The sequence below is a fragment of the Pseudomonas lalucatii genome, from assembly GCF_018398425.1.
Lineage (GTDB): Bacteria > Pseudomonadota > Gammaproteobacteria > Pseudomonadales > Pseudomonadaceae > Aquipseudomonas > Aquipseudomonas lalucatii.
The window spans coordinates 766,671-786,439 of sequence record NZ_JADPMV010000002.1; the positions used below are offsets into that span (position 1 = coordinate 766,671).

Here is a 19,769-nt window from a genome sequence, read left to right on the forward strand (position 1 = left end):
TCGGCCGGCTAGCGGCTGGCCTTCTCCAGCAGCGTGACGTCCACATCGAGACGGGCGCAGGGTTGTTGTTTCGCCGCTACGCCACGCGGCTGCAGCAGGAAGGCCGCGAGCGCCGGCACCAGTACCAGGGCACCAAGCATGTTCCACAGGAACATGAAGGCCAGCAGCGCGCCCATGTCGGCCTGGAACTTGATCGGGCTGGCCAACCAGGTGGCCACGCCGACGGACAGGGTGATGCCGGTCAGCATCACCACCTTGCCGGTGAAGATCAGCGAGCGGTAGTAAGCCAGTGACAGGGGCTGCCCAGCCTTCAGCTGTGTCAGCAGCACCGACAGGATGTACAGCGCGTAGTCGACGCCGATGCCTACGCCCAGGGCGATCACCGGCAGAGTCGCCACCTTCACGCCCATGCCCAGGCCGACCATCAGCGCCTCGGCGAGAATCGAGGTAAGCATCAGCGGCAGCAGGGCCACCACCACCACTCGCCAGGAACGGAAGGCGATCAATGTCAGAAGCGCGACTATCGCATAGACCAGGTAGGTCATCTGCCGCCAGGCGTCGCCTACCACACTATTGGTCGCCGCCTCGATACCAGCCGTTCCGGCAGCCAGGAGAAACTGCACCTGGTCGTCGTCGTTGGCCATGGCGAAGCGCTCGACATGCTCGGTCACTCGCGCCAGGGTCGCGGCCTTGTGGTCGGTCAGGAACACATACAGGGTCAGCAGAGAACAACTGTCGTCGTACAGGCCACGCGGCGCGCTGGCAGTGATGGCGTTGAGCATCGACTGGTTGGGCACGAAGTCGTACCACTTAGGATTGCCCTCGTTAAGGGCCGCGCTCATGCGCCGGCTGAGCAAGGCCAGGGTCTCGGTGCTTTCCACCCCGTCGAGTTGGCGCAGCTGCCACTCCAGGGCATCGACCTTGTTCAAGGTAGTGGCGGCCGAGCAATAGCCCTGCGGGGTCTTCACCATCACCGCGAGCACGTCGCTGGAAGCGCCGTAGTTAGCATTGAGGAAAGCCACGTCAAGGTTGTAACGGCTGTCCTGACGCAGCTCCGGGGCGCCCGGATCGAGGTCGCCGATCTGGATCTGCTTGGACACCAGCAAGCCGCCAGCCGCCAGAAATAGAGCGCAGCCAATGGCGCCGGCCGCCCAGGCCCGAGAGGTGAAGCGGTCGAGCAGGCGCCAAAGCGGATGACGCAGCGTTCCCTGCTGCTCGGCCTGTTCGGCACGCAGGCTGCGTTGCGCCGCACGCGGGCAGACGCCCAGGTAGCTGAGCACCAGCGGCAGCAGAATCAGATTGGTGAAGATCAAAATGCCGACGCCGATGGAGGCGGCCAGGGCCAGTTCGCGGATCGCCTGGATGTCGATCACCAGCAGCACGGCAAAACCAACTGTATCGGTCACCAGCGCCGCCAGGCCGGGGCGGAACAGGCGGCGGAAGGTCTGCTGCGCGGCCATTTGCTTGTCCACACCACGCCCGATGGACTGGAGGGTGCCATTCATCAGTTGCGAGCCGTGGCTCATGCCGATGGCGAACACCAGGAACGGCACCAGAATCGAGTAGGGGTCCAGCGCATAGCCCATAGTCGGCAGCACGCCCAGCTGCCAAACCACGGCGACCAGCGACACTGTCACCACCACCGCGGTGGAACGCCAGCAGCGGGTGAACCAGTAGAGCACCGCTGCGCCCAGACAGATGCTGATGGCGAAGAACAACAGCACGCTGCGCACCCCGTCGATCAGATCGCCCACCAGCTTAGCGAAGCCGGTGATGTGCATGCTGTAACCGCGCGCCTCGTATTTCTCGCGCATCTGCTCCAGGGTTTCGGCCAGGGCCGCGTAATCCACCGCACGCCCTTCGGCATCCGTCGCCAGCAGCGGCACGAATAGCACCGTGGAACCAAAATCAGTGGCCACCAGGCGACCGATCTCGCCGGAGCGCGCCAGGTTGGCGGCGAGCTGCTGCAGGCTTTGTGCCGAACCGTCGTAGGCCTCCGGAATCACCGGGCCGCCCTCCAGGCCCTCCACGGTAACGCCGGCCCAGCGAGTCGAAGGCGACCACAACGACTTCAGCTGCATGCGGTTGACGCCCGGCAGCAGGAAGATTTCGTCGTGCAACTCGCGCAGGGTCTCCATATAGCGCTGGTCGTAGATGCTGCCCTGCGGGTTGGCCAGGGCAATGCGCACAGCATTGCCGAGGCCTACAAGATCGTTCTGGTGGTCGGTGAAGTTGCGGATGTATTCGTGCCCTTGCGGGATCATCTTCTCGAAGCTGGCCGATAGCTGCAGATGGCGCAGCTGGCTGGCGAAAAACAGAGTTAGCAGGCCGCACAGCAGCAGCACCAGCAGGCGACGACTGAAGATCACCCGTTCCACCAGAGAGCCGGCACTCGGATCGAAATCGTTCTGCGGCTTGCAGCCGTTCGGCAGGACATTCAGGTTCATGGCCGGATCTCCTGCTCAGCGGTGTTTAGGGTGAGCACACCGCCCAGGCCGCTGAGCAGCACGAAGCGCTGCGCATCCAGGGACAGAATGGCGTTGAGCGGCGGCAACGGCTGACTGCTGCGTCGCACAGGCTTACCCTGCTGCCAGCCGAACACCTGCCCGGCCTGATCGACCAGATAGAGGGCGCCGTCGGCGGCCTGAGTCGAGGCGGTAAAGGAGGCGCCGTTGCCGCTATCCAGGCGCTGCCAGCTCTGGCCGCCATCACGGCTGTACAGCAAGCTGCCCTTGAGACCGGCAACCACCATCCGCTCGCCCAGCAACTCGGCGGTGAACAGGCTGCCGGCATATGGCAGTTCGACACGCGAGAAGCGTCCGCCGGCATCCTCGGAACGCAGCAGGATGCCGCGCTCACCGGCGACCAGCAGGTGCTCGCCGTTTCGCCGCACGGCGTAAAGATGATACCCGGAGGGGTTTTCCAGGCGGCTCATCCAGGAACTCCAGCTCTGGCCAAAATCCTCGGAGGCGAACGCCATGCCGTAGGCACCAACCACCAGCAGACGGCCCTGCTCGTCCAGATCCAGGTCGAGCAGCGGCTTGTCCGGGCCCTCCTCCACCAGCAACTGGGCGTTGCCCAGCAGATTGGCGTCGACAGTCTGCTCGGCATCGGCCAAGGCCAGTTCGGCAGCGCGGCGACCATCCAGGCGTAGCGTCCAGCTTTCGCCGCCATCCTCGCTGGTTAGCACCACACCGCCGTGACCAATCGCGGCCCCGCGCGCACCGACAAAGCGTACGGCAGTCAGGGTCACGCTGACGGGCACCTGGGCCTGTCGCCAGTGCGCCCCGGCATCGTCCGACAACAGCACCAGACCGCGCTCGCCTACCGCGACCAGACGCTGCTCGCCGCTGCGTGCGATCCCCAGCAGTACGGCCCGCGCCAGTTCAGCTTGAGTGGCCGTCAGCGCCGGCCTGGCCAGTGCCTCACCCACGTCGGCGGCCGGTAGCGCCGCCATCGTCACACTCGACATGACCCCCAGCAGGGAGCCCAGTACGCCGTGACGCAGTCTTTGCGTATTCCAGCTCATGAAACCAGCCTCACGATTTTATTGTTGTTCTCAGGCCGGTCTCGCCGGCCACCTTGGCAGTGAGTGTATGGAGAGCCCGAATGCCCCAGCTAGACGCCAGGGTCTAATTCAGATATCTACAAAATGCAGGGCCAGCCTGGCCGCCATAATGAAAAAAGGGGCCTGACGGCCCCTTCTCGTTACACTTTTGCATCGCTAGCTAGTCAGCGCACGCTGCTTCCGGCCAGGCCGTCAGGCGAAAACACCTTCTCGTTGCCTGGTTCCTTGAGCACGTAGTGCTTGGGCTTGCTGTTGTTCAGCTGGGCCATGAAGGCGGTGTTGGCCAACAGGTCGTTGTAGCCGAAGCTGGAGATGGCCGTACCGGGCAGCTCCGGCACCACCATCAGCTGCGACCAGAGGGTACGCCAGAGCTGACCCTTGGCATCCCAGCGGTCGGCCAGTACACACACCCAGGTATCCTCGTCGCAGTAGTATCGGCTCTTCGAGGCCTGGTGACGTTGATCTGCGCGCACATTGGCTTCCACTACCCAGACCCGGTGCTTCTCCCAGCGCACATAATCCGGATTGAGGATATGCCCCTTGATCACCTCGGTGTCCTTGCTCGGCTGCAGCAGGCGGTTGGCATTGTAGGGGATGAACATTTCCTGCTTGCCGATCAGCGTCCAGTCGAAGCGGTCCAGGCGACCGGTCCAGGTATACATCTCATCGAAGGTCATCACCCCAGCCGCGGCCGGCGTCGGCGTGTCGCAGCAGGCATTGGGCAGTTTGCGCACGCGGCGCTGGCCTTTGAGGTAAACCCAGGTCTGTAGCTTGTTCTGATCCAGGTACTCATGGGCCAGCAGCGCCTCACCCGCGCGCAGGGGCGGTCCTTCGTTGCGAATCGCCACCTGCCAGAACGGCCGGCCTTCGCCCTCGAACTGCTCCAGGTTGCTGTTCTCGATGTAGTACGGCAGCTGTTCGTTGACCACCGCATCGGTGACCAAAACCGCACGACCGTCGGCGAGGATCTGGTACCAGTTGTTGAAATGCTCGAATCGCGCGCCGCGCCAGCGCAGTACGTGGTTCCAGATCACCTCCTCGGCACTCTGCGGCAGCGGATAGGGAATGCCGCCGTAGACACCCTTGGGTACTCCGTCATCGAGGGTGCCACGGGTCGCGTTGGCCAGGGTATTGTCGTACACCCACTGCGGCGCAGCGGCCGTACGATGACTGGGGTAAACGTCGAGACGGAAGTCCGGGTACTTCTTCAGCATCGCTTGTACCCCCTCGGTGAGGTGCTCGGCGTGCTCGCCCATGTTCTGCGCGGTGATGGTAAACAGCGGTTTCTCGTCCTTAAACGGATCGCCGCGACGACCACCGGGAACATCGCCCGCGGTCGCGCTGGTCAGTCCACCGGTCCAGGCGGGGATGCTGCCATCGGCGTTGCCGGACTTCTCGGCACCGAAGGGGGTCAGCTCACCGTTCTGCAGGCGCTGAGCCTGATTTTCCGGTACCGCGGCGTGGCTTGGCAACGCGATGGCGCAGACCAGCAGCGTCAGTCTCTGGCCCATGGCAAGAAGCTTGTTCATGATGAATTCCTCTTTCTTGTTGTCAGTCGACGGATCAGAAGCTGCGGCGCACGGTGAAGGCGACGAAGTCGCGGTCATGGCGTGCCTGCTGGTAGCTGTACGAATTGCTGTCGTCCAGGAAACTGCCAGACGGCCCGAAGAAGCGCGTGTAGGCCAGGTTCATGTCCCAGGCGTTCATGTACAGGCCGCTAATGCCGATGGTGAAATCGCCACCGTTCTCCGGCGGAACCGCCGCAGGACCAAGCGGATTGCGCGAGCCGTCGGGCGTGAAACCGACGCCGACTGGCAGACTGATGTCCCAGCCAACCAGGGCCTGGCGATACACGGGCTCGAACACCGCACGCATTGACCAGGAGTCGCGGGTGATGTTGGGATCGAGTGCCGCATCCTGGCCGGGAGCCGGCGCATCGCAGTTCTGCTTGCACTTGAGCAAACGGGTCCAGGCCACTTCGGCGACCAGGCTGGCCTCGTTCCACAGCGGCGTGCGCGGCACCGTCCAGATACTCGACACGTTGATGTGTGCGGTATCGCCCACCGCATAGGCCGGCCGGTCGCGGTTGTCGGCGGGTGCCGGTACGCCAGGGAACGGCAGCCCCGATGCATCGGCGGCATGGGTGGTGGCCAGCGACTGGTCCTTGCGGATAGACGCCTCCATAGCCAGGTTCAGCTCGCCGAAGCTGCGACTGACGCTGAAGCCATAGAGCTTGGTATCCTCGTGGTAAGCCAGGTAGTAGCTGGTCGGCAGCACCGGGCCGGGAAAGCCGAACGGCGTGCCTAGGCGCGTGACGATCTGCGGGTCCTTGTCGTGGAAACGCAAGGCGTAGAAGCCCAAGTCGTATTCGCCGACTTGCCAGCGCAGCTGCAGACCGAACTGCCTGGAGTCGCTGGCGTCCATGTCCGACTCGCGCAATGCGGAAAGCCCACTGACCGGGTCCAGCACCAGGCGCTCGGCGCCGGCGCCGACGATGTCGGACACCGACAGGTAGCTACCCGATGCCGGCAGACGGTTGTGCACGTAGCGGAATTGGTAGTAGGCGCCGAGAGTCAGGCTGTTGCTCAGTTGCCACTGGGCGGAAAGCTGCGGTACCGGCAGCACGAACTCCTTGGCCTCGGCGGTCGGGTCGTCGAGCAGGCGGGTGATGTCGAACGGGCTCTGCGCGCCGGCTACCGCGTTGTTGGCGAAGAACAGGCTTTCGCCCCAGACCAGCGAATGCTGGCCGAGACGCCCGGAAAGCTCGGTGTCGCCCAGCTGCATGCGGCCGAAGACGAAGGCGTCGCGCAATTCGATCTGACGCCCGTGCTGGTCGCGGGTCGAATCGGTGAACTCGTCATGTGCGCTGGACAGCTGGCTAGGAAAAGCGCCGCCAGCAAAGCCGGGGTTGTCGTTGTCGCGGTTGTAGACACTGTCGTACCAACCCACTGCGCTAACCCGCGCACCGAAGCCGAGCGGGTGGACGACATCCAGCTCGCTGAACAGCTCGCCCCGGTTGGAAACCAGGCCGGTACTGAAGTTGCGGTTGCCGTCGTCCAGGTTCGGGCTGGACAGCAGTTCACCTTCGCGCTCCTTGACCCGGAACACGGCCGAGTAGCGCAGGGAATTGGTCCAGTCGACCTTGAGGCCGTCTTCCGACTGCCAACTGAAGGCCGCCCAGCTCTGCGAGGGTGACAGCGCGCCGAATACCAGGACAGTGCCCAGGGCCGCTGGCAGACATATGCTCTTTTTCTCGTGCGATTGCATGGCTGTACCTGCTTTTATGATTGTTGTGGGGCCACGTAGTGGTGAATCGACCCGCCTCGCGGCGGGCCTGGTGTACTGGGCGTTACATCGGGGCGACCCCGTCCCAGCACAGGTACTTGATCTCGAGGAACTCATCGATGCCGTAATGCGAGCCCTCGCGACCCAGACCGCTCTGCTTGATTCCGCCGAAAGGCGCGACCTCGCTGGAAATCAGGCCGGTATTGATACCGACCATGCCCGCCTCCAGCGCCTCGGCCGTGCGCCAGATACGCGCCGCATCCTTGCTGAACAGGTAGGCCGCCAGGCCGAACTGGGTGTCGTTGGCCATGGCGATGGCCTCAGCCTCATCGCGGAAACGCAGCAGTGGCAGCACCGGGCCGAACGTCTCCTCGCGGGCGATGGTCATGTCGAGCGTCGCCCCTGCCACCACGGTCGGCTCGAAGAAAGCACCGCCCAGGGCATGCCGCCGACCACCGGCGAAGATCTGAGCACCGCCGGCAATGGCATTGCGCAGATGCTCCTCGACCTTGGCCACGGCGGCTTCGTCGATCATCGGGCCGATCTGCACTCCATCCTCCAGACCGTTGCCGACCTTCAGCGCAGCGGTGCGTTCGGCCAGGCGCGCGGCCAGACGGTCGTAGATACCGTCCTGGATCAGCACTCGATTGGCGGCGATACACGACTGCCCGGTGTTGCGGAACTTGGCGTTAAGAATGCCCTCCAACGCCAGATCCAGATCAGCATCGTCGAAGACAATCAACGGCGCATTGCCGCCAAGCTCCATCGAGCACTTCTTGATGGTCTCGGCAGATTGCGCCAGCAGGACCCGGCCGACTTCGGTGGAGCCGGTGAAGGTGATCTTGCGCACCAGCTCGTGGCCGGTCAGCACGTTGCCCAGCGGACGTGTGGCGTTGCCGGTCAACACGCTGAACACTCCGGCCGGCACGCCGGCGCGATGCGCCAGCTCGGCCAGCGCCAGAGCGGTCAACGGTGTCTGGCTGGCCGGTTTCACCACCATCGAGCAACCGGCGGCCAGAGCCGGACCGGCCTTGCGGGTGATCATCGCCGCCGGGAAGTTCCACGGCGTGATGGCCGCGCATACGCCCACTGGCTGCTTCAGCGCGACGATGCGCTGGCTGTCCTTAGGCGCGGGAATCACGTCGCCGCGCACGCGCTTGGCCTCCTCGGCGAACCATTGCAGGAAGGAGGCGGCGTAGTCGATCTCGCCACGCGCCTCGGCCAACGGCTTGCCCTCCTCCAGGGTGATCAGGGTGGCCAGGTCCTCCTTGTGCTCGATCACCAGCTGATACCAGCGGTTGACCACCTCGGCGCGCTGCTTGGCGGTGACCTTGCTCCAGCGCAGGAAAGCAGCATGCGCCGTCTCGATGGCGCGCTTGGTCTCGGCCTCACGGCACACCGGCAGCTCGGCCAGCACCTCGCCATTGGCCGGGTTGCGCAGGGTGTAGGTGCCGTGCGGGGTCTGCGTTAGCCACTGGCCGTTGATATACGCGGCCTGGCGCAGCAGCGATTGGTCTTTCAGCAGTTCTAGGCTCATCGCTCGGCCCTCAGCACGGGAAGCGGCCAAGCAGGAACTGACTGTCGTCGTCCGAGGTGCACTCGAGCTTCGACGCCACCAGCCCCTGGCGCAGGACCTTCATCAGGCGGTCGGGAATCCGCGCCGCTGGCGCACGCAGCGGGCCACCGTTGAAGCCGGCGAGCCAATCCATGTACTTCCAGTGAGTACGATTGATGTAGTTGGAACCCGGCATATAGGCACCGGTAGCCGCACCCACGGCGCCGCGCGCCGGTTGGATCTGCCAGTAGCGCTGCATGGCCTCTTCCCACTTGCCGCTGCGCGCCAGCTCGAAGGTCTTGGGGAAATGGTCGCCCATCCACTGGGTATAACTGGTGCCAGAGAACTGCAGATCCATGAATTTCATCAGCGGGATGATGTCGCTCTCAATCGGGCAGCTGATGATGGTTTCCGCACCGAAGCGGTGGTAGGTCTCGATCAGCCCGGCGACATGCGGGAAACCCTGCTCGGCCTTGATCGCCACGATGTTCGGGCAATCGTCGAGCAGACGGCGGATCAGCTCCGGCGACATGCCCTGCGGGTGTACGCGCTCGAAGCCCCACAGCGGGATGGGGAACAGCATCACGGCCAGCTCGGTGGCATCGCAGAAGGCGCGGGTGTAGTCGTAGATATCCTGTTCGCTGGTCGGCCAGAAATTCGACGGATAAGACAGCAGGGCAATATCGGCGCCGGCCTTCTCGGCCAGCTTCACCGCGTCGATATTCTCGGCGAGGGTGCCGAAACCCGCGTGGTAGAACAGACCGAGCTTGTCGCCGGCAGTGTCTTTGGCCCAGGCGGTGAACTGCGCGTTTTCCTCCGGGGTGATGGCCACCTCGGTGCACAGCAGGGTGTAGCTATAACCGAGACCGACGATCTTCTCGATATCGTGGCGGATGCCGCGCTCGTTCAGACGCTTGAGGTCGGCGCTGTAGCTGGGGATGGTCACCCCCGAGCAGCCCACCAGCATTTCTTTGGCCCAGGCACGGGCGTCCTGGCGTTTGTAGTTGGCCATTCTTGTCGTTCTCCTAGTTCAGCGGTCGATCGTCACGACGCCCGCGGGAATGAGTTGGTAGCGATTGCCGGACAGCGCCTCACGCAGCAGCATCTCGGCGGTCACCACGTCCTGCAGGGCGGTGCCAACCGACTTGTAAATGACGATGTCGGAGGGGTTGCGGCGACCCGAAACCTGACCGGAGACGACCTGGTCGAGGCCCACCATCTTGCCCGCCACGTCCACGCCGTCGCGCGTGGCGACCAACGCATCACCAGTCTCGTGCAGCACTTCCTCGGGCATGTCGGCGACGATCAGGTCGGCGCGAGCCATGGCCGCCGAGTCGACTTCGCGCTGCTCGGGCAGGGTCGAACCAATGGAGAGCACGATCATCCCCGGCCGCAGCCACTCGCCCAGCAGCACCGGAGACTCGTCGCGGCTGCGCGCAGCACACATCACCACATCGACGTCGCGGATCGCCGCCTGCGGGCTGTCTGCCGCCTCGATGGCCAGGCCGTTTTCGTCGCGAAAGTTCGCGGCAAACTTCTCACGGCTGCTCGGCGTCGGACTGAAGACCCGCGCCAGCGACACTTCGCGCACGGCTAGCAGGGCACTGAGCATGTTGCGTGCTACCGACCCCGAACCGATGATGCCGACCCGCAACACCCCATCCGGCTTCACCGCATTGACCGCCACCACGGCGGTCGCCGCGGTACGCAGGTCGGTGATGCGATTGCCGTCGACCAGCGCGGCCAGTTCCATGGTTTCCTGTTTGAACAGGGAAATCAGGTAGCTGGCACGCTTGATCTTTGGAGAGGCGGCGATCAGCTTGCAGCCCATGTACTCGCCCGACGGCGATACTGCGCACAGGCTTCGCAGCCAGAAACCGTCCCCCCGGGCCATAGTGCGCGGCGGCACCATGGCGGGGTTGATGGGCTTGGCGTAAGCGTCGGCCAACGCCGCCACGACCTTAGGCCACTCGGCCAGGGCAGCGACGTCCGCATCCCTGATGAAGGGGGTGGAAACCTCGACCTTGTCGAGATTGAGTGATATTGCAACGTCCATAGAATCCTCCTGAACCATGGGCCGGAGTCTATGAACGCTACTGGGTGTGAGCTACGTGAGTGGGCCTAATTCAGATATCTAGAAAATGAGAGGCGACTCACAGGTTCTACGCCACAGCAAGTTGCCTCAGTTGGTGTTGAAACCCACCATCTCCCCATGGAGCGTAATCATGGAGACAGAAATGGATACTTCTTCGCGTACGACCGAGGTTCTCGATACCGACTCTGATCAGTCCCTCCCATTGCCGGGCACGGAAGCCTACGAGTCGCTTCCGCAGTTTCCAAAGGGCAGCCCCCTGCCCTTCAGACGCACAATTCGCAAGCATGAGCTGAGACAGATAGTCCCCCTGGCTGAATCAACGATCTACGAAATGGAGCGCCGTGGCGAGTTCCCCCGGCGCTTCAACCTGACACCACGTTGCGTGGTCTGGGACCTGGCCGAGGTAGAGGCCTGGATCGAGGAGCGCAAACGGGCACCTCGGGTCAATATCAGCAAGCCGGATGTTTACCTCAGGAAAACCCGCCCTGTCCGGGCGGGCTCAAACCAAGCATGAAGTCGGCGCCGGCCTCATCCGACAAGGGCCTGCAGTTCCTTGGAGGTGGGGCGCGTTAGCCGCCGCTCTTCCTTCGCTAGATTGACCTGTAGGGCCACCTGAGCCACGTCCAAGACACCGCCAGGCAGCAAATAGCTGCCTTTGGACTGCAGCCAGGTCAGCACGTCCGCCAGGTGCCAGATCGACGCGCTACCCTCATGTACTGGTGTAGGGAAGCTGCTCGGATAAGCCAACATCAGCTTGCGCATGTTCTGGCGCGACACGCCGACGATCTCCGCCACATCGGTTAGTCCGACCAGGTCCGGTGCCACCTCGATCAGCCTGGCCGACGGTACGGCACTGCGCACGTCGGCCAGTGCGCTGCGCACAGCCGCTTCAGCGTTCTCCGCTTCACGGGTGAACTCCAGCGCCAGACGACCTGGCTGGCCAATGCCGATCAGGGCATCGTCGCATCCGGCCTCACCGAGGCGCTCGACCAATGCTTCCAGGTCACGGTCATCGTCGGCCAGTTGGTATTTCAGAGTGAAGGTGTATTCCATAGCGCTACTCCTCTGCGCCCTCAGCGGTCTGCCGCTGCTTACGGTGCGTGGTGCAGTTGTCGACGACGCGCCGAAGGGCACGCGCATGGTTGCCTGGGTTCTTCGGTGTACTCCACACGCTGGTGATGCAGAATTCGCCGCAGCGACACTCTTCATCGTTGTAGGGGCAGTAGATTCGCCCCCAAGCATGGCTACCACCCAGCTCTATGCGCCAGCCCTGCTCTTCGGCATGCCTGAGTGCTTCTTCGACCTCTTTCTTCGAGTGAGAAGGACGGGTCATCAGTGATCTCCAGTATTCGCATGACCGGCAAGGTTGTCAACTGACAACCTTGCACTTTCCTTAAACCGTGGCACTCAACACCGGCACTACAACGCTGTCCGGCAGCAGTTGGGGAACATGAGTGCGGCCATCGATCCAGGCGTCGATCATGTCCGCCCACTCCTGCAGCATGTGCCGGCGCTGCTCCGCGTACTCGGCCTTGTTGTAGACCGAGCGAGAGGAGCGACCATCTTCGTGAGCCAGGCATTTCTCGATCCAGTCGCCGTTGAAGCCCACCTCGTTGAGCAGCGTGGAACCAGTCCTGCGCAGGTCGTGGACCGTGAACGGCTCCAACGGCAGGCCTGCTTCCTTCGCACGGGAGGCGATAAGCTGGGTGATGCGGTTCAGGGTGGCGTGCGACATGCAGCGGTAGATGTCATAGCGCGAGGGCAACACATAGCGGGAACCAGCCGCACAGGTGTGCAGCGCCACGAAGATGTCCAAGGCCTGGCGCGACAGGTAGACAACGTGCGGGTTACGCCCCTTCATCCGTTCCTTGGAGATCGTCCAGGTGGCGTTCTCGAAGTCCACCTCGTCCCAGGTTGCCTCGATCAGCTCACTCTTGCGTACCAACGTCAGCAGCACCAGCCGCAAGGCCAGTTTGATCGTGGGATAAGCAGCGATGGACTCCAGTTGATGGAAGGCCAGCCGAATTTCGGTCGGGCTCAGTGCCCGATCCTTCGGCACGAAAGTGGCGATGGAAGACGATTTAACGTCGTCAGCCGGATTCTCGACCTTCTCGCCATGCAGGATCGCGAACGCATAGACCTGTTTCACGATGTCGCGAATATGGACCGCAGTTGCCGGCGCCCCTCGAGCCTTTACCTTGGCGCACAGGGCTCGCAGATCGTCAGGGGTGATTTCGGTCAGCAGCCGATTTTCGAAGACCGGCAGGATGTCGCGGTCGATGATGCTTTTACGCATCGCACGCGTGCTGTCGGCCATGCGCGCACCGGCCAACCACTTCGTCAGCGTTTCACCGAAATTCTTGGCAGCGTTCAGGCGCCGCTTCGCGCGCTGCTTCTCCAGGGAGGGAGACTTGCCCAGGGCGACCATACGCTTGGCATCGAGCAGCTTCTCGCGAGCCATGGCCAGGGAAATGCCAGTTGGCCCATAGCGCCCGATGGTCAGCGTTTCTCGGCGTCCATTGAGACGGTAGTCGTAGCGAAAGGTGACGGTACCGGTAGGCGATACCGTCACGTACATACCATCGCGGTCGGAAGCCTTGTACAGCTTGGACTTGGGCTTGAGATTGCGCAGTTTGGTATCAGTAAGCATCGAGGTTTTTACTCCTGTTCATGACGGCTTTTACCGTCAAGGGTCAGGAGACCTGTTGATGCCGGGAAAGCCGCACGGGGCAAGCTTTCCCAAGGAGCGATTTACCGTCAAAGACCGGTTTTGACCGGATAGTAAACAGAACGGTCTCAATCCGACCGCTGTTTACTACCGTCACCGCTACCGCCAATCCGTTCTGCTAATCGGCGATAGGCCTCGATAACCATTGCAACGAATTTTCTTTTAAATCAACACGTTGCAATTGGCTATCGATACAACTCAATGAGCCCAGAAGGACCCTACATCACTCCCACTCGATGGTGGCAGGCGGCTTGCTCGACACGTCGTAGGTCACGCGGGAGATGCCTTCGATCTCGTTGATGATGCGGTTGCTGACCTTCTCCAGCAGCTCGTAGGGCAGGTGCGCCCAGCGCGCGGTCATGAAGTCGATGGTCTCCACCGCGCGCAGGGCCACGACCCAGGCGTAACGGCGGCCGTCGCCGACCACGCCGACCGACTTGACCGGCTGGAACACCACGAAGGCCTGGCTGGTCTTGTGGTACCAGTCGAAGTTGCGCAGCTCCTCGATGAAGATGTGGTCGGCGCGACGCAGCAGGTCGGCGTACTCCTTCTTCACCTCACCGAGGATGCGCACGCCCAGGCCCGGGCCCGGGAAGGGGTGGCGATAGACCATGTCGTAGGGCAGACCCAGCTCCAGGCCGATCTTGCGCACCTCGTCCTTGAACAGCTCGCGCAGCGGCTCGACCAGCTTGAGGTTCATCTCCTCCGGCAGGCCACCGACGTTGTGGTGCGACTTGATCACGTGGGCCTTGCCGGTCTTGGCGCCGGCCGACTCGATCACGTCCGGGTAGATGGTGCCCTGGGCGAGGAACTTGATGTCGTGCAGCTTGCTGGCCTCGGCATCGAACACGTCGATGAAGGTACGGCCGATGATCTTGCGCTTCTTCTCCGGATCGGCTTCGCCGGCCAGGTTGCCGAGGAACTGCGCCTCGGCATTGGCGCGGATCACCTTGACCCCCATGTTCTCGGCGAACATGGCCATCACCTGCTCGCCCTCGTGCAGGCGCAGCAGGCCGTTGTCGACGAACACGCAGGTCAGCTGCTCACCGATGGCGCGATGCAGCAGAGCCGCGACCACCGAGGAATCGACGCCGCCGGACAGGCCGAGCAGCACGTTGGAGCTGCCGACCTGGGCGCGCACCTGGGCGATGGCGTCTTCGACGATGTTGGACGGCGTCCACAGCGCCTCGCAGCCGCAGATATCCAGGGCGAAACGCGAGAGGATGCGGCCGCCCTGCTTGGTGTGGGTCACTTCCGGATGGAACTGCACGCCGTAGTAGCGGCGGTGATCGTCGGACATCGCGGCGATCGGGCAGCTCGGGGTGCTGGCGAGGATATGGAAGCCCTGCGGCAGGGTAGTGACCTTGTCGCCATGGCTCATCCACACATCCAGGCCGAACACGCCGTCGTCGTCGACATGGTCTTCGATGCCGTCGAGCAGGCGGCCCTTGCCGACCACGTCGACGCGGGCATAGCCGAACTCACGGACGTCCGAGCCCTGGACCTTGCCGCCGAGCTGTTCGGCCATGGTCTGCATGCCGTAGCAGATGCCCAGCAGCGGCACGCCGAGGTCGAACACCGCGTGCGGCGCCCGCGGACTGTCGGCCGCATGCACCGACTCCGGGCCGCCGGCGAGGATGATGCCGCGCGGGGCGAAGGCACGGATGTCCTCGTCACTCATGTCGAAGGGGTGCAGCTCGCAATACACGCCGATCTCGCGCACGCGGCGAGCGATCAGCTGGGTGTACTGGGAACCGAAATCCAGGATCAGGATGCGGTGGGCGTGAATATCATGGTGGGCCATGGCCGTCTCTCGTAGCGGAACTCACAAATGACACGGGGCTGCTCCGTTTTTCTCAACAGCAACAGCCCCGAGCCCTTATTACAACTGTCAGGTGTTAACCAACTCGATAGTTGGGTGCTTCCTTGGTGATCTGCACGTCATGCACATGGGACTCGGCCATGCCGGCGCCGGTGATGCGCACGAACTCCGGCTTGGTGCGCATCTGCTCGATGGTCGCGCAGCCGGTGTAGCCCATGGAGGCGCGCAGGCCACCCATCAGCTGATGAACGATGGCCGCCATGGCGCCCTTGTAGGGCACCCGGCCTTCGATGCCTTCCGGCACCAGCTTCTCGGCACCGGCGGAGGAATCCTGGAAGTAGCGATCCGAGGAGCCCTGGGCCTGGGACATGGCGCCCAGCGAGCCCATGCCGCGGTAGGCCTTGTAGGAGCGGCCCTGGAACAGCTCGACCTCGCCCGGCGCCTCTTCGGTGCCGGCCAGCATGGAGCCGATCATCACCGCCGAGGCCCCGGCGACTATGGCCTTGGACAGGTCGCCGGAGAAACGGATGCCGCCGTCGGCGACCAACGGCACGCCGCTGCCGGCCAGGGCCGCGGCGACGTTGGCCACCGCGGAAATCTGCGGTACGCCGACACCGGCGACGATGCGCGTGGTGCAGATCGAACCCGGGCCGATGCCGACCTTGACGCCGTCGGCGCCGGCCTCGACCAGGGCCTTGGCGGCGTCGCCGGTGGCGATGTTGCCGCCGATCACCTGGACCTCGGGGAAGTTCTGCTTGACCCAGCGCACGCGGTCGATCACGCCCTTGGAGTGACCGTGGGCGGTGTCGACGATGATCACGTCGACGCCGGCGGCGGCCAGCGCGGCGACCCGGTCACCGGTGTCGGCGCCGGTGCCGACCGCGGCGCCGACGCGCAGGCGACCCTGGTCGTCCTTGCTGGCCAGCGGGTAGGCCTTGGCCTTCTCGATGTCCTTGACGGTCATCATGCCCTTGAGGGTGAAGGCGTCGTCGACGATCAGCACCTTCTCGATGCGGTGCTTGTGCAGCAGTTCGCGCACGGTTTCCTTGTCGGCGCCTTCCTTGACCGTGACCAGGCGCTCCTTGGGCGTCATCACCTCGCGCACCAGGGCGTCCAGGCGGTTCTCGAAGCGCACGTCGCGGGAGGTGACGATGCCGACCAGGTCGCCGTTGGACAGCACCGGCACGCCGGAGATGTTGTTCTGCCGGGTCAGCTCGAACAGGTCGCGGATGGTCGCGTCGGCCTCGATGGTGATCGGGTCCTTGACCACGCCGGCCTCGAACTTCTTGACCTTGCGCACCTCGGCGGCCTGCTGCTCGACTGTCATGTTCTTGTGGATGATGCCGATGCCGCCTTCCTGGGCCATGGCGATGGCCAGGCGCGCCTCGGTGACGGTGTCCATGGCGGCGGACAGCAGGGGGATATTCAGCTCGATGCCACGGGTCAGGCGAGTCTTGAGGCTGACATCCTTCGGCAGGACTTCGGAATAACCAGGAATAAGTAGAACGTCGTCGAAGGTAAGAGCTTCTTGACTGATACGCAGCATGGCGGGGGCTCCCAGACGGGAAAATTGGAAGCGCGCCATTATACCCAGGCGCCCCCGCCCACTCAATGCAAAGAATCGCTTAGCCACGCGGATCGTTGCGATCCCAGCCAATAACGTCACCGATCTGACTCACAAGTCAACTAACACCCGGGAGACCCGATAGCCCAGGCGTTCGGCGAACTCGTCGAGAAAGTCCTGACGAAAGCCCGCCGCCCCCCAATTGTTGAAGACGAAGGCCAGGTTGGAGAAGCCGCAAGGCTGCAGGAACAGGAAGCCGTTGATGTCGTCCTCATGGCCGCACTCGGGGCAGACGAAGTTGTCGGTGTGGCCAGGCATCCACTCCTCCAGGCTGTCGAACAGCGCCTCGCCGATTTCCTGACGACACTGCGCACAGCCGGCCTCCTCGAGAAAATCACGGGTCGGCGTGTAGATGCAGCGCTTGCCGACGATCTCCAGGCCGTTGATCGGCCGCTCGAACGGCAGCAGCTGCGGCCGCTCCACCACCCGCCGTGCGCCGGGGCCGATGGCATGGGCCATGCGATTGCCCAGGCCGCCGCAGGTACTCAGCCGCTCCTCGATTATCTGCTGCTGCACCAGCCAGCGGACGATGGCCCGCGCCCGCGCCTCGTGCCCGGGAAAGCTGGAGATCTGCGGCACTATGATGGTTTGTTGCTCGCCCATGGCCCGGCCCGCACTGAAGGAAAGGCGCGCAGCTTAATGCCGCCGGCGCAGCGGTCAAGCCATCGCCCTATGGCCTGCCGGGCAAAGCCTTTATCATGCCGCCATGATCAAGGACCCGTTCCAGCGCCTGAACCTCGACCGCGAGGTGCTCAGCGTCAGCCAGCTCAATAATCGCGCCCGCCTGCTGCTGGAGGACGTGTTCGCCAGCATCTGGGTCGAGGGGGAGATCTCCAACCTGGCCAAGCCGGCGTCCGGGCACATCTACTTCACCCTCAAGGACAGCCAGGCCCAGGTGCGCTGCGCGCTGTTCCGGCAGAGCGCGGCGCGGGTGCGCCAGGCCCTGCGCGACGGCCTGGCGGTCAAGGTGCGCGGCAAGGTCTCGCTGTTCGAGGGGCGCGGCGACTATCAGCTGATCCTCGACACGGTGGAGCCGGCCGGCGACGGCGCCCTGCGCCTGGCCTTCGAGGCGCTCAAGGAGAAGCTCGGCGCCGAGGGCCTGTTCGCCGCCGAGCGCAAACGGGCGCTGCCCGCACACCCGAAACGCATCGGCATCGTCAGCTCGCCCAGCGGTGCGGTGATCCGCGACATCGTCAGCGTGTTCCGCCGCCGCGCGCCGCAGGTCGAGCTGTGCCTGATCCCCACCGCCGTACAGGGCCGCGAGGCCAGCGCGCAGATCGTCCGCGCCCTGCGCCTGGCCGATCGCCAGGGCTTCGATGCGCTGATCCTGGCCCGCGGCGGCGGCTCCCTGGAGGACCTCTGGAGCTTCAACGAGGAGGCCGTGGCCCGTGCCATAGACGCCTGCGCCACGCCCATCGTCAGCGCCGTGGGCCACGAGACCGACGTGTCCATCGCCGACTTCGTCGCCGACGTGCGCGCGCCGACCCCGTCGGCCGCCGCCGAACTGCTGGCCCCCGACGCCAGCGAGCTGGTGCAGCGTCTCAACAGCCTGCAGCGCCGCCTGCAGCTCTACATCCGGGGCCGCCTGGCCCGCGAGCACATGCGCCTGGACGGCCTGCGCCGGCGCCTGCGCCACCCCGGCGAGCGCCTGCGCCAGCAGGCGCAGCGCCTGGACGATCTGGAGATGCGCCTGCAGCGCGCGGTCGAACGGCGGCTCAACGAGCGTCACGAACGTCTGGCCCGCCTGCACACCCGCCTGACCGGCCAGCACCCGGAGCGCGCCCTGCAGCTGCTGCGCCAGCGCCTGGCCAGCCTCGCCGAGCGCCTGCCGCGGGCCATGCGCGAGGGTCTCAAGGCGCGCCGCCTGCAACTGCACAGCCAGGTGCAGACGCTCAACGCGGTCAGCCCCCTGGCCACCCTGGGCCGCGGCTACAGCATCCTTCTCGACGACCGCGGCCGGGCCATCCGCCGCGCCGCCGACACCCAACCGGGCCAGCGCCTCAAGGCCCGCCTCGGCGAGGGCGAGCTGGACGTGCGGGTCGAGGACAACCACGTGCAGCCGGCGACCCTGTCGCTGCTGGACTGATCATTGCCAATGGTGGATGAGCAGAGCGTCATCCACCCTACTCAGGGATTCATCATGCGCCTCATCCCACTGCTGCTCGCCCTCGTGCTCGCCCTGCCCGCCCAGGCCGAAGGCTTTATCAGCCGCCTGCTGCACAAGCCGGTACCCGGCGGCGTCGCGGTGATCGACCTGGGCAACGGCCCGACCGCGCCCGGAGTGCGCTACCAGGACAAGCCGGCCCTGGTGATCCGTGAGGACGGCCAACGCTGGATCGCCATCGTCGGCCTGCCCCTGAGCGTCCGCCCGGGCAGCCAGCAGATCGAGGTGGACGGCCGGGCTCACAGCTTCCAGGTCGGCGGCCGCGCCTATGCCGAGCAGCGCATCACCCTGAAGAACCCGCAGCAGGTCAACCCCAACCCGGCCAACCTCAAGCGCATCGAGCGCGAGCTGGCCGAGCAGGTTCGCGCCTACCGCCAGTTCAGCCCGCGCCAGCCGAGCAACCTGCTGTTCGATCGGCCGGTTGCAGGTCCACTGTCCAGCCCCTTCGGCCTGCGCCGCTTCTTCAACGGCGAGGAACGCAACCCGCACTCCGGCCTGGACTTCGCCGCCAGGCAGGGCACGCCGATCAAGGCGCCGGCGGCGGGCCAGGTGATCCTGATCGGCGACTACTTCTTCAATGGCAAGACGGTGTTCGTCGACCACGGCCAGGGCCTGATCAGCATGTTCTGCCACCTCTCGGCGATCGACGTGCAGGCCGGCCAGGAGCTGCCCCGCGGCGCCGTGCTCGGCAAGGTCGGCGCCACCGGCCGCGCCACCGGGCCGCACCTGCACTGGAACGTCAGCCTGAACGACGCGCGCATCGACCCGGCGATCTTTATCGGCGCGTTCAAGCCCTAGTCGCAATAGCTCGCAAGACAGCGGTAACGGAAAACACCGCCACGCTTTGCTAAGGTGCGCCCTCACCGCCCGCCCCTCGCGTCCGGCGCACCGGCCAGACTCGAGGCGCTCGCGCGGCGCGCCCCTTCCC

The 19,769-nt window shown here is 64.6% G+C and carries 16 protein-coding genes; 3 read left to right on the forward strand and 13 right to left on the reverse strand.

The genetic code is table 11. The annotated features are described in order from the left end of the window. Positions 1-8: 8 nt before the first annotated feature. The 7 genes from I0D00_RS17005 to I0D00_RS17035 all read right to left on the reverse strand — a co-directional run bounded on the left by I0D00_RS17005 (position 9) and on the right by I0D00_RS17035 (position 10,464). On the reverse strand, positions 9-2,447 hold the full coding sequence (locus I0D00_RS17005) for an efflux RND transporter permease subunit (protein ID WP_213641005.1): 2,439 nt from the start codon (positions 2,445-2,447) through the stop codon (positions 9-11). Then, positions 2,444-3,529, reverse strand: a complete 1,086-nt coding sequence (locus tag I0D00_RS17010; protein WP_213641006.1) for a YCF48-related protein — start codon at positions 3,527-3,529, stop codon at positions 2,444-2,446. Before I0D00_RS17010 ends, I0D00_RS17005 begins: the two co-directional genes overlap by 4 nt. A 203-nt stretch (positions 3,530-3,732) precedes the next feature. After that, on the reverse strand, positions 3,733-5,097 hold the full coding sequence (locus tag I0D00_RS17015) for a DUF1329 domain-containing protein (RefSeq protein WP_213641007.1): 1,365 nt from the start codon (positions 5,095-5,097) through the stop codon (positions 3,733-3,735). A 34-nt stretch (positions 5,098-5,131) separates the two neighbouring features. After that, positions 5,132-6,835 carry a DUF1302 domain-containing protein gene (locus I0D00_RS17020; RefSeq protein WP_213641008.1) on the reverse strand — a complete coding sequence of 568 codons (1,704 nt, stop codon included), beginning with the start codon at positions 6,833-6,835 and terminating at the stop codon, positions 5,132-5,134. A gap of 82 nt (positions 6,836-6,917) precedes the next feature. Next, complete coding sequence (locus I0D00_RS17025) at positions 6,918-8,390, reverse strand: NAD-dependent succinate-semialdehyde dehydrogenase (protein ID WP_213641009.1); 1,473 nt, start codon at positions 8,388-8,390, stop codon at positions 6,918-6,920. 10 nt (positions 8,391-8,400) lie between these two features. Beyond that, positions 8,401-9,420: a dihydrodipicolinate synthase family protein gene (locus I0D00_RS17030; protein WP_213641010.1), complete on the reverse strand. Its 1,020-nt coding sequence runs from the start codon at positions 9,418-9,420 to the stop codon at positions 8,401-8,403. 18 nt (positions 9,421-9,438) lie between these two features. After that, positions 9,439-10,464, reverse strand: coding sequence for an ornithine cyclodeaminase family protein (locus tag I0D00_RS17035; protein ID WP_213641011.1), 1,026 nt, complete (start codon positions 10,462-10,464; stop codon positions 9,439-9,441). A gap of 169 nt (positions 10,465-10,633) precedes the next feature. Here I0D00_RS17035 and I0D00_RS17040 point away from each other — a divergent pair, with 169 nt between their 5' ends. Next, a complete protein-coding gene (locus I0D00_RS17040; protein WP_213641012.1) occupies positions 10,634-11,017 on the forward strand; it encodes a helix-turn-helix transcriptional regulator in 384 nt (127 codons plus the stop codon). Between the two features lie 14 nt (positions 11,018-11,031). Here I0D00_RS17040 and I0D00_RS17045 read toward each other — a convergent pair whose 3' ends face one another. The 6 genes from I0D00_RS17045 to I0D00_RS17070 all read right to left on the reverse strand — a co-directional run bounded on the left by I0D00_RS17045 (position 11,032) and on the right by I0D00_RS17070 (position 17,280). Continuing rightward, on the reverse strand, positions 11,032-11,556 hold the full coding sequence (locus tag I0D00_RS17045; RefSeq protein ID WP_213641013.1) for a helix-turn-helix transcriptional regulator: 525 nt from the start codon (positions 11,554-11,556) through the stop codon (positions 11,032-11,034). Between the two features lie 4 nt (positions 11,557-11,560). Further along, the gene (locus I0D00_RS17050) at positions 11,561-11,836 is read right to left on the reverse strand and encodes a hypothetical protein (protein WP_012019489.1); all 276 of its coding nucleotides are present in this window, start codon (positions 11,834-11,836) and stop codon (positions 11,561-11,563) included. 60 nt (positions 11,837-11,896) lie between these two features. Beyond that, on the reverse strand, positions 11,897-13,153 hold the full coding sequence (locus tag I0D00_RS17055) for a tyrosine-type recombinase/integrase (protein WP_213641014.1): 1,257 nt from the start codon (positions 13,151-13,153) through the stop codon (positions 11,897-11,899). 301 nt (positions 13,154-13,454) lie between these two features. Continuing rightward, the gene (gene guaA / locus I0D00_RS17060; RefSeq protein ID WP_213641015.1) at positions 13,455-15,035 is read right to left on the reverse strand and encodes a glutamine-hydrolyzing GMP synthase; all 1,581 of its coding nucleotides are present in this window, start codon (positions 15,033-15,035) and stop codon (positions 13,455-13,457) included. 94 nt (positions 15,036-15,129) lie between these two features. Next, a complete protein-coding gene (gene guaB, locus I0D00_RS17065) occupies positions 15,130-16,599 on the reverse strand; it encodes an IMP dehydrogenase (RefSeq protein ID WP_213641016.1) in 1,470 nt (489 codons plus the stop codon). Positions 16,600-16,728: 129 nt separating this feature from the next. Then, entirely contained in the window at positions 16,729-17,280 is a 552-nt protein-coding gene (locus tag I0D00_RS17070; protein WP_213641017.1) for a sugar ABC transporter ATPase, read from the reverse strand. 103 nt (positions 17,281-17,383) lie between these two features. Between I0D00_RS17070 and xseA the strand changes: the two genes are divergently transcribed. Further along, complete coding sequence (gene xseA, locus I0D00_RS17075) at positions 17,384-18,763, forward strand: exodeoxyribonuclease VII large subunit (RefSeq protein WP_213641018.1); 1,380 nt, start codon at positions 17,384-17,386, stop codon at positions 18,761-18,763. Positions 18,764-18,817: 54 nt separating this feature from the next. After that, positions 18,818-19,639 carry a peptidoglycan DD-metalloendopeptidase family protein gene (locus I0D00_RS17080; protein WP_215730964.1) on the forward strand — a complete coding sequence of 274 codons (822 nt, stop codon included), beginning with the start codon at positions 18,818-18,820 and terminating at the stop codon, positions 19,637-19,639. Positions 19,640-19,769: the final 130 nt, after the last annotated feature.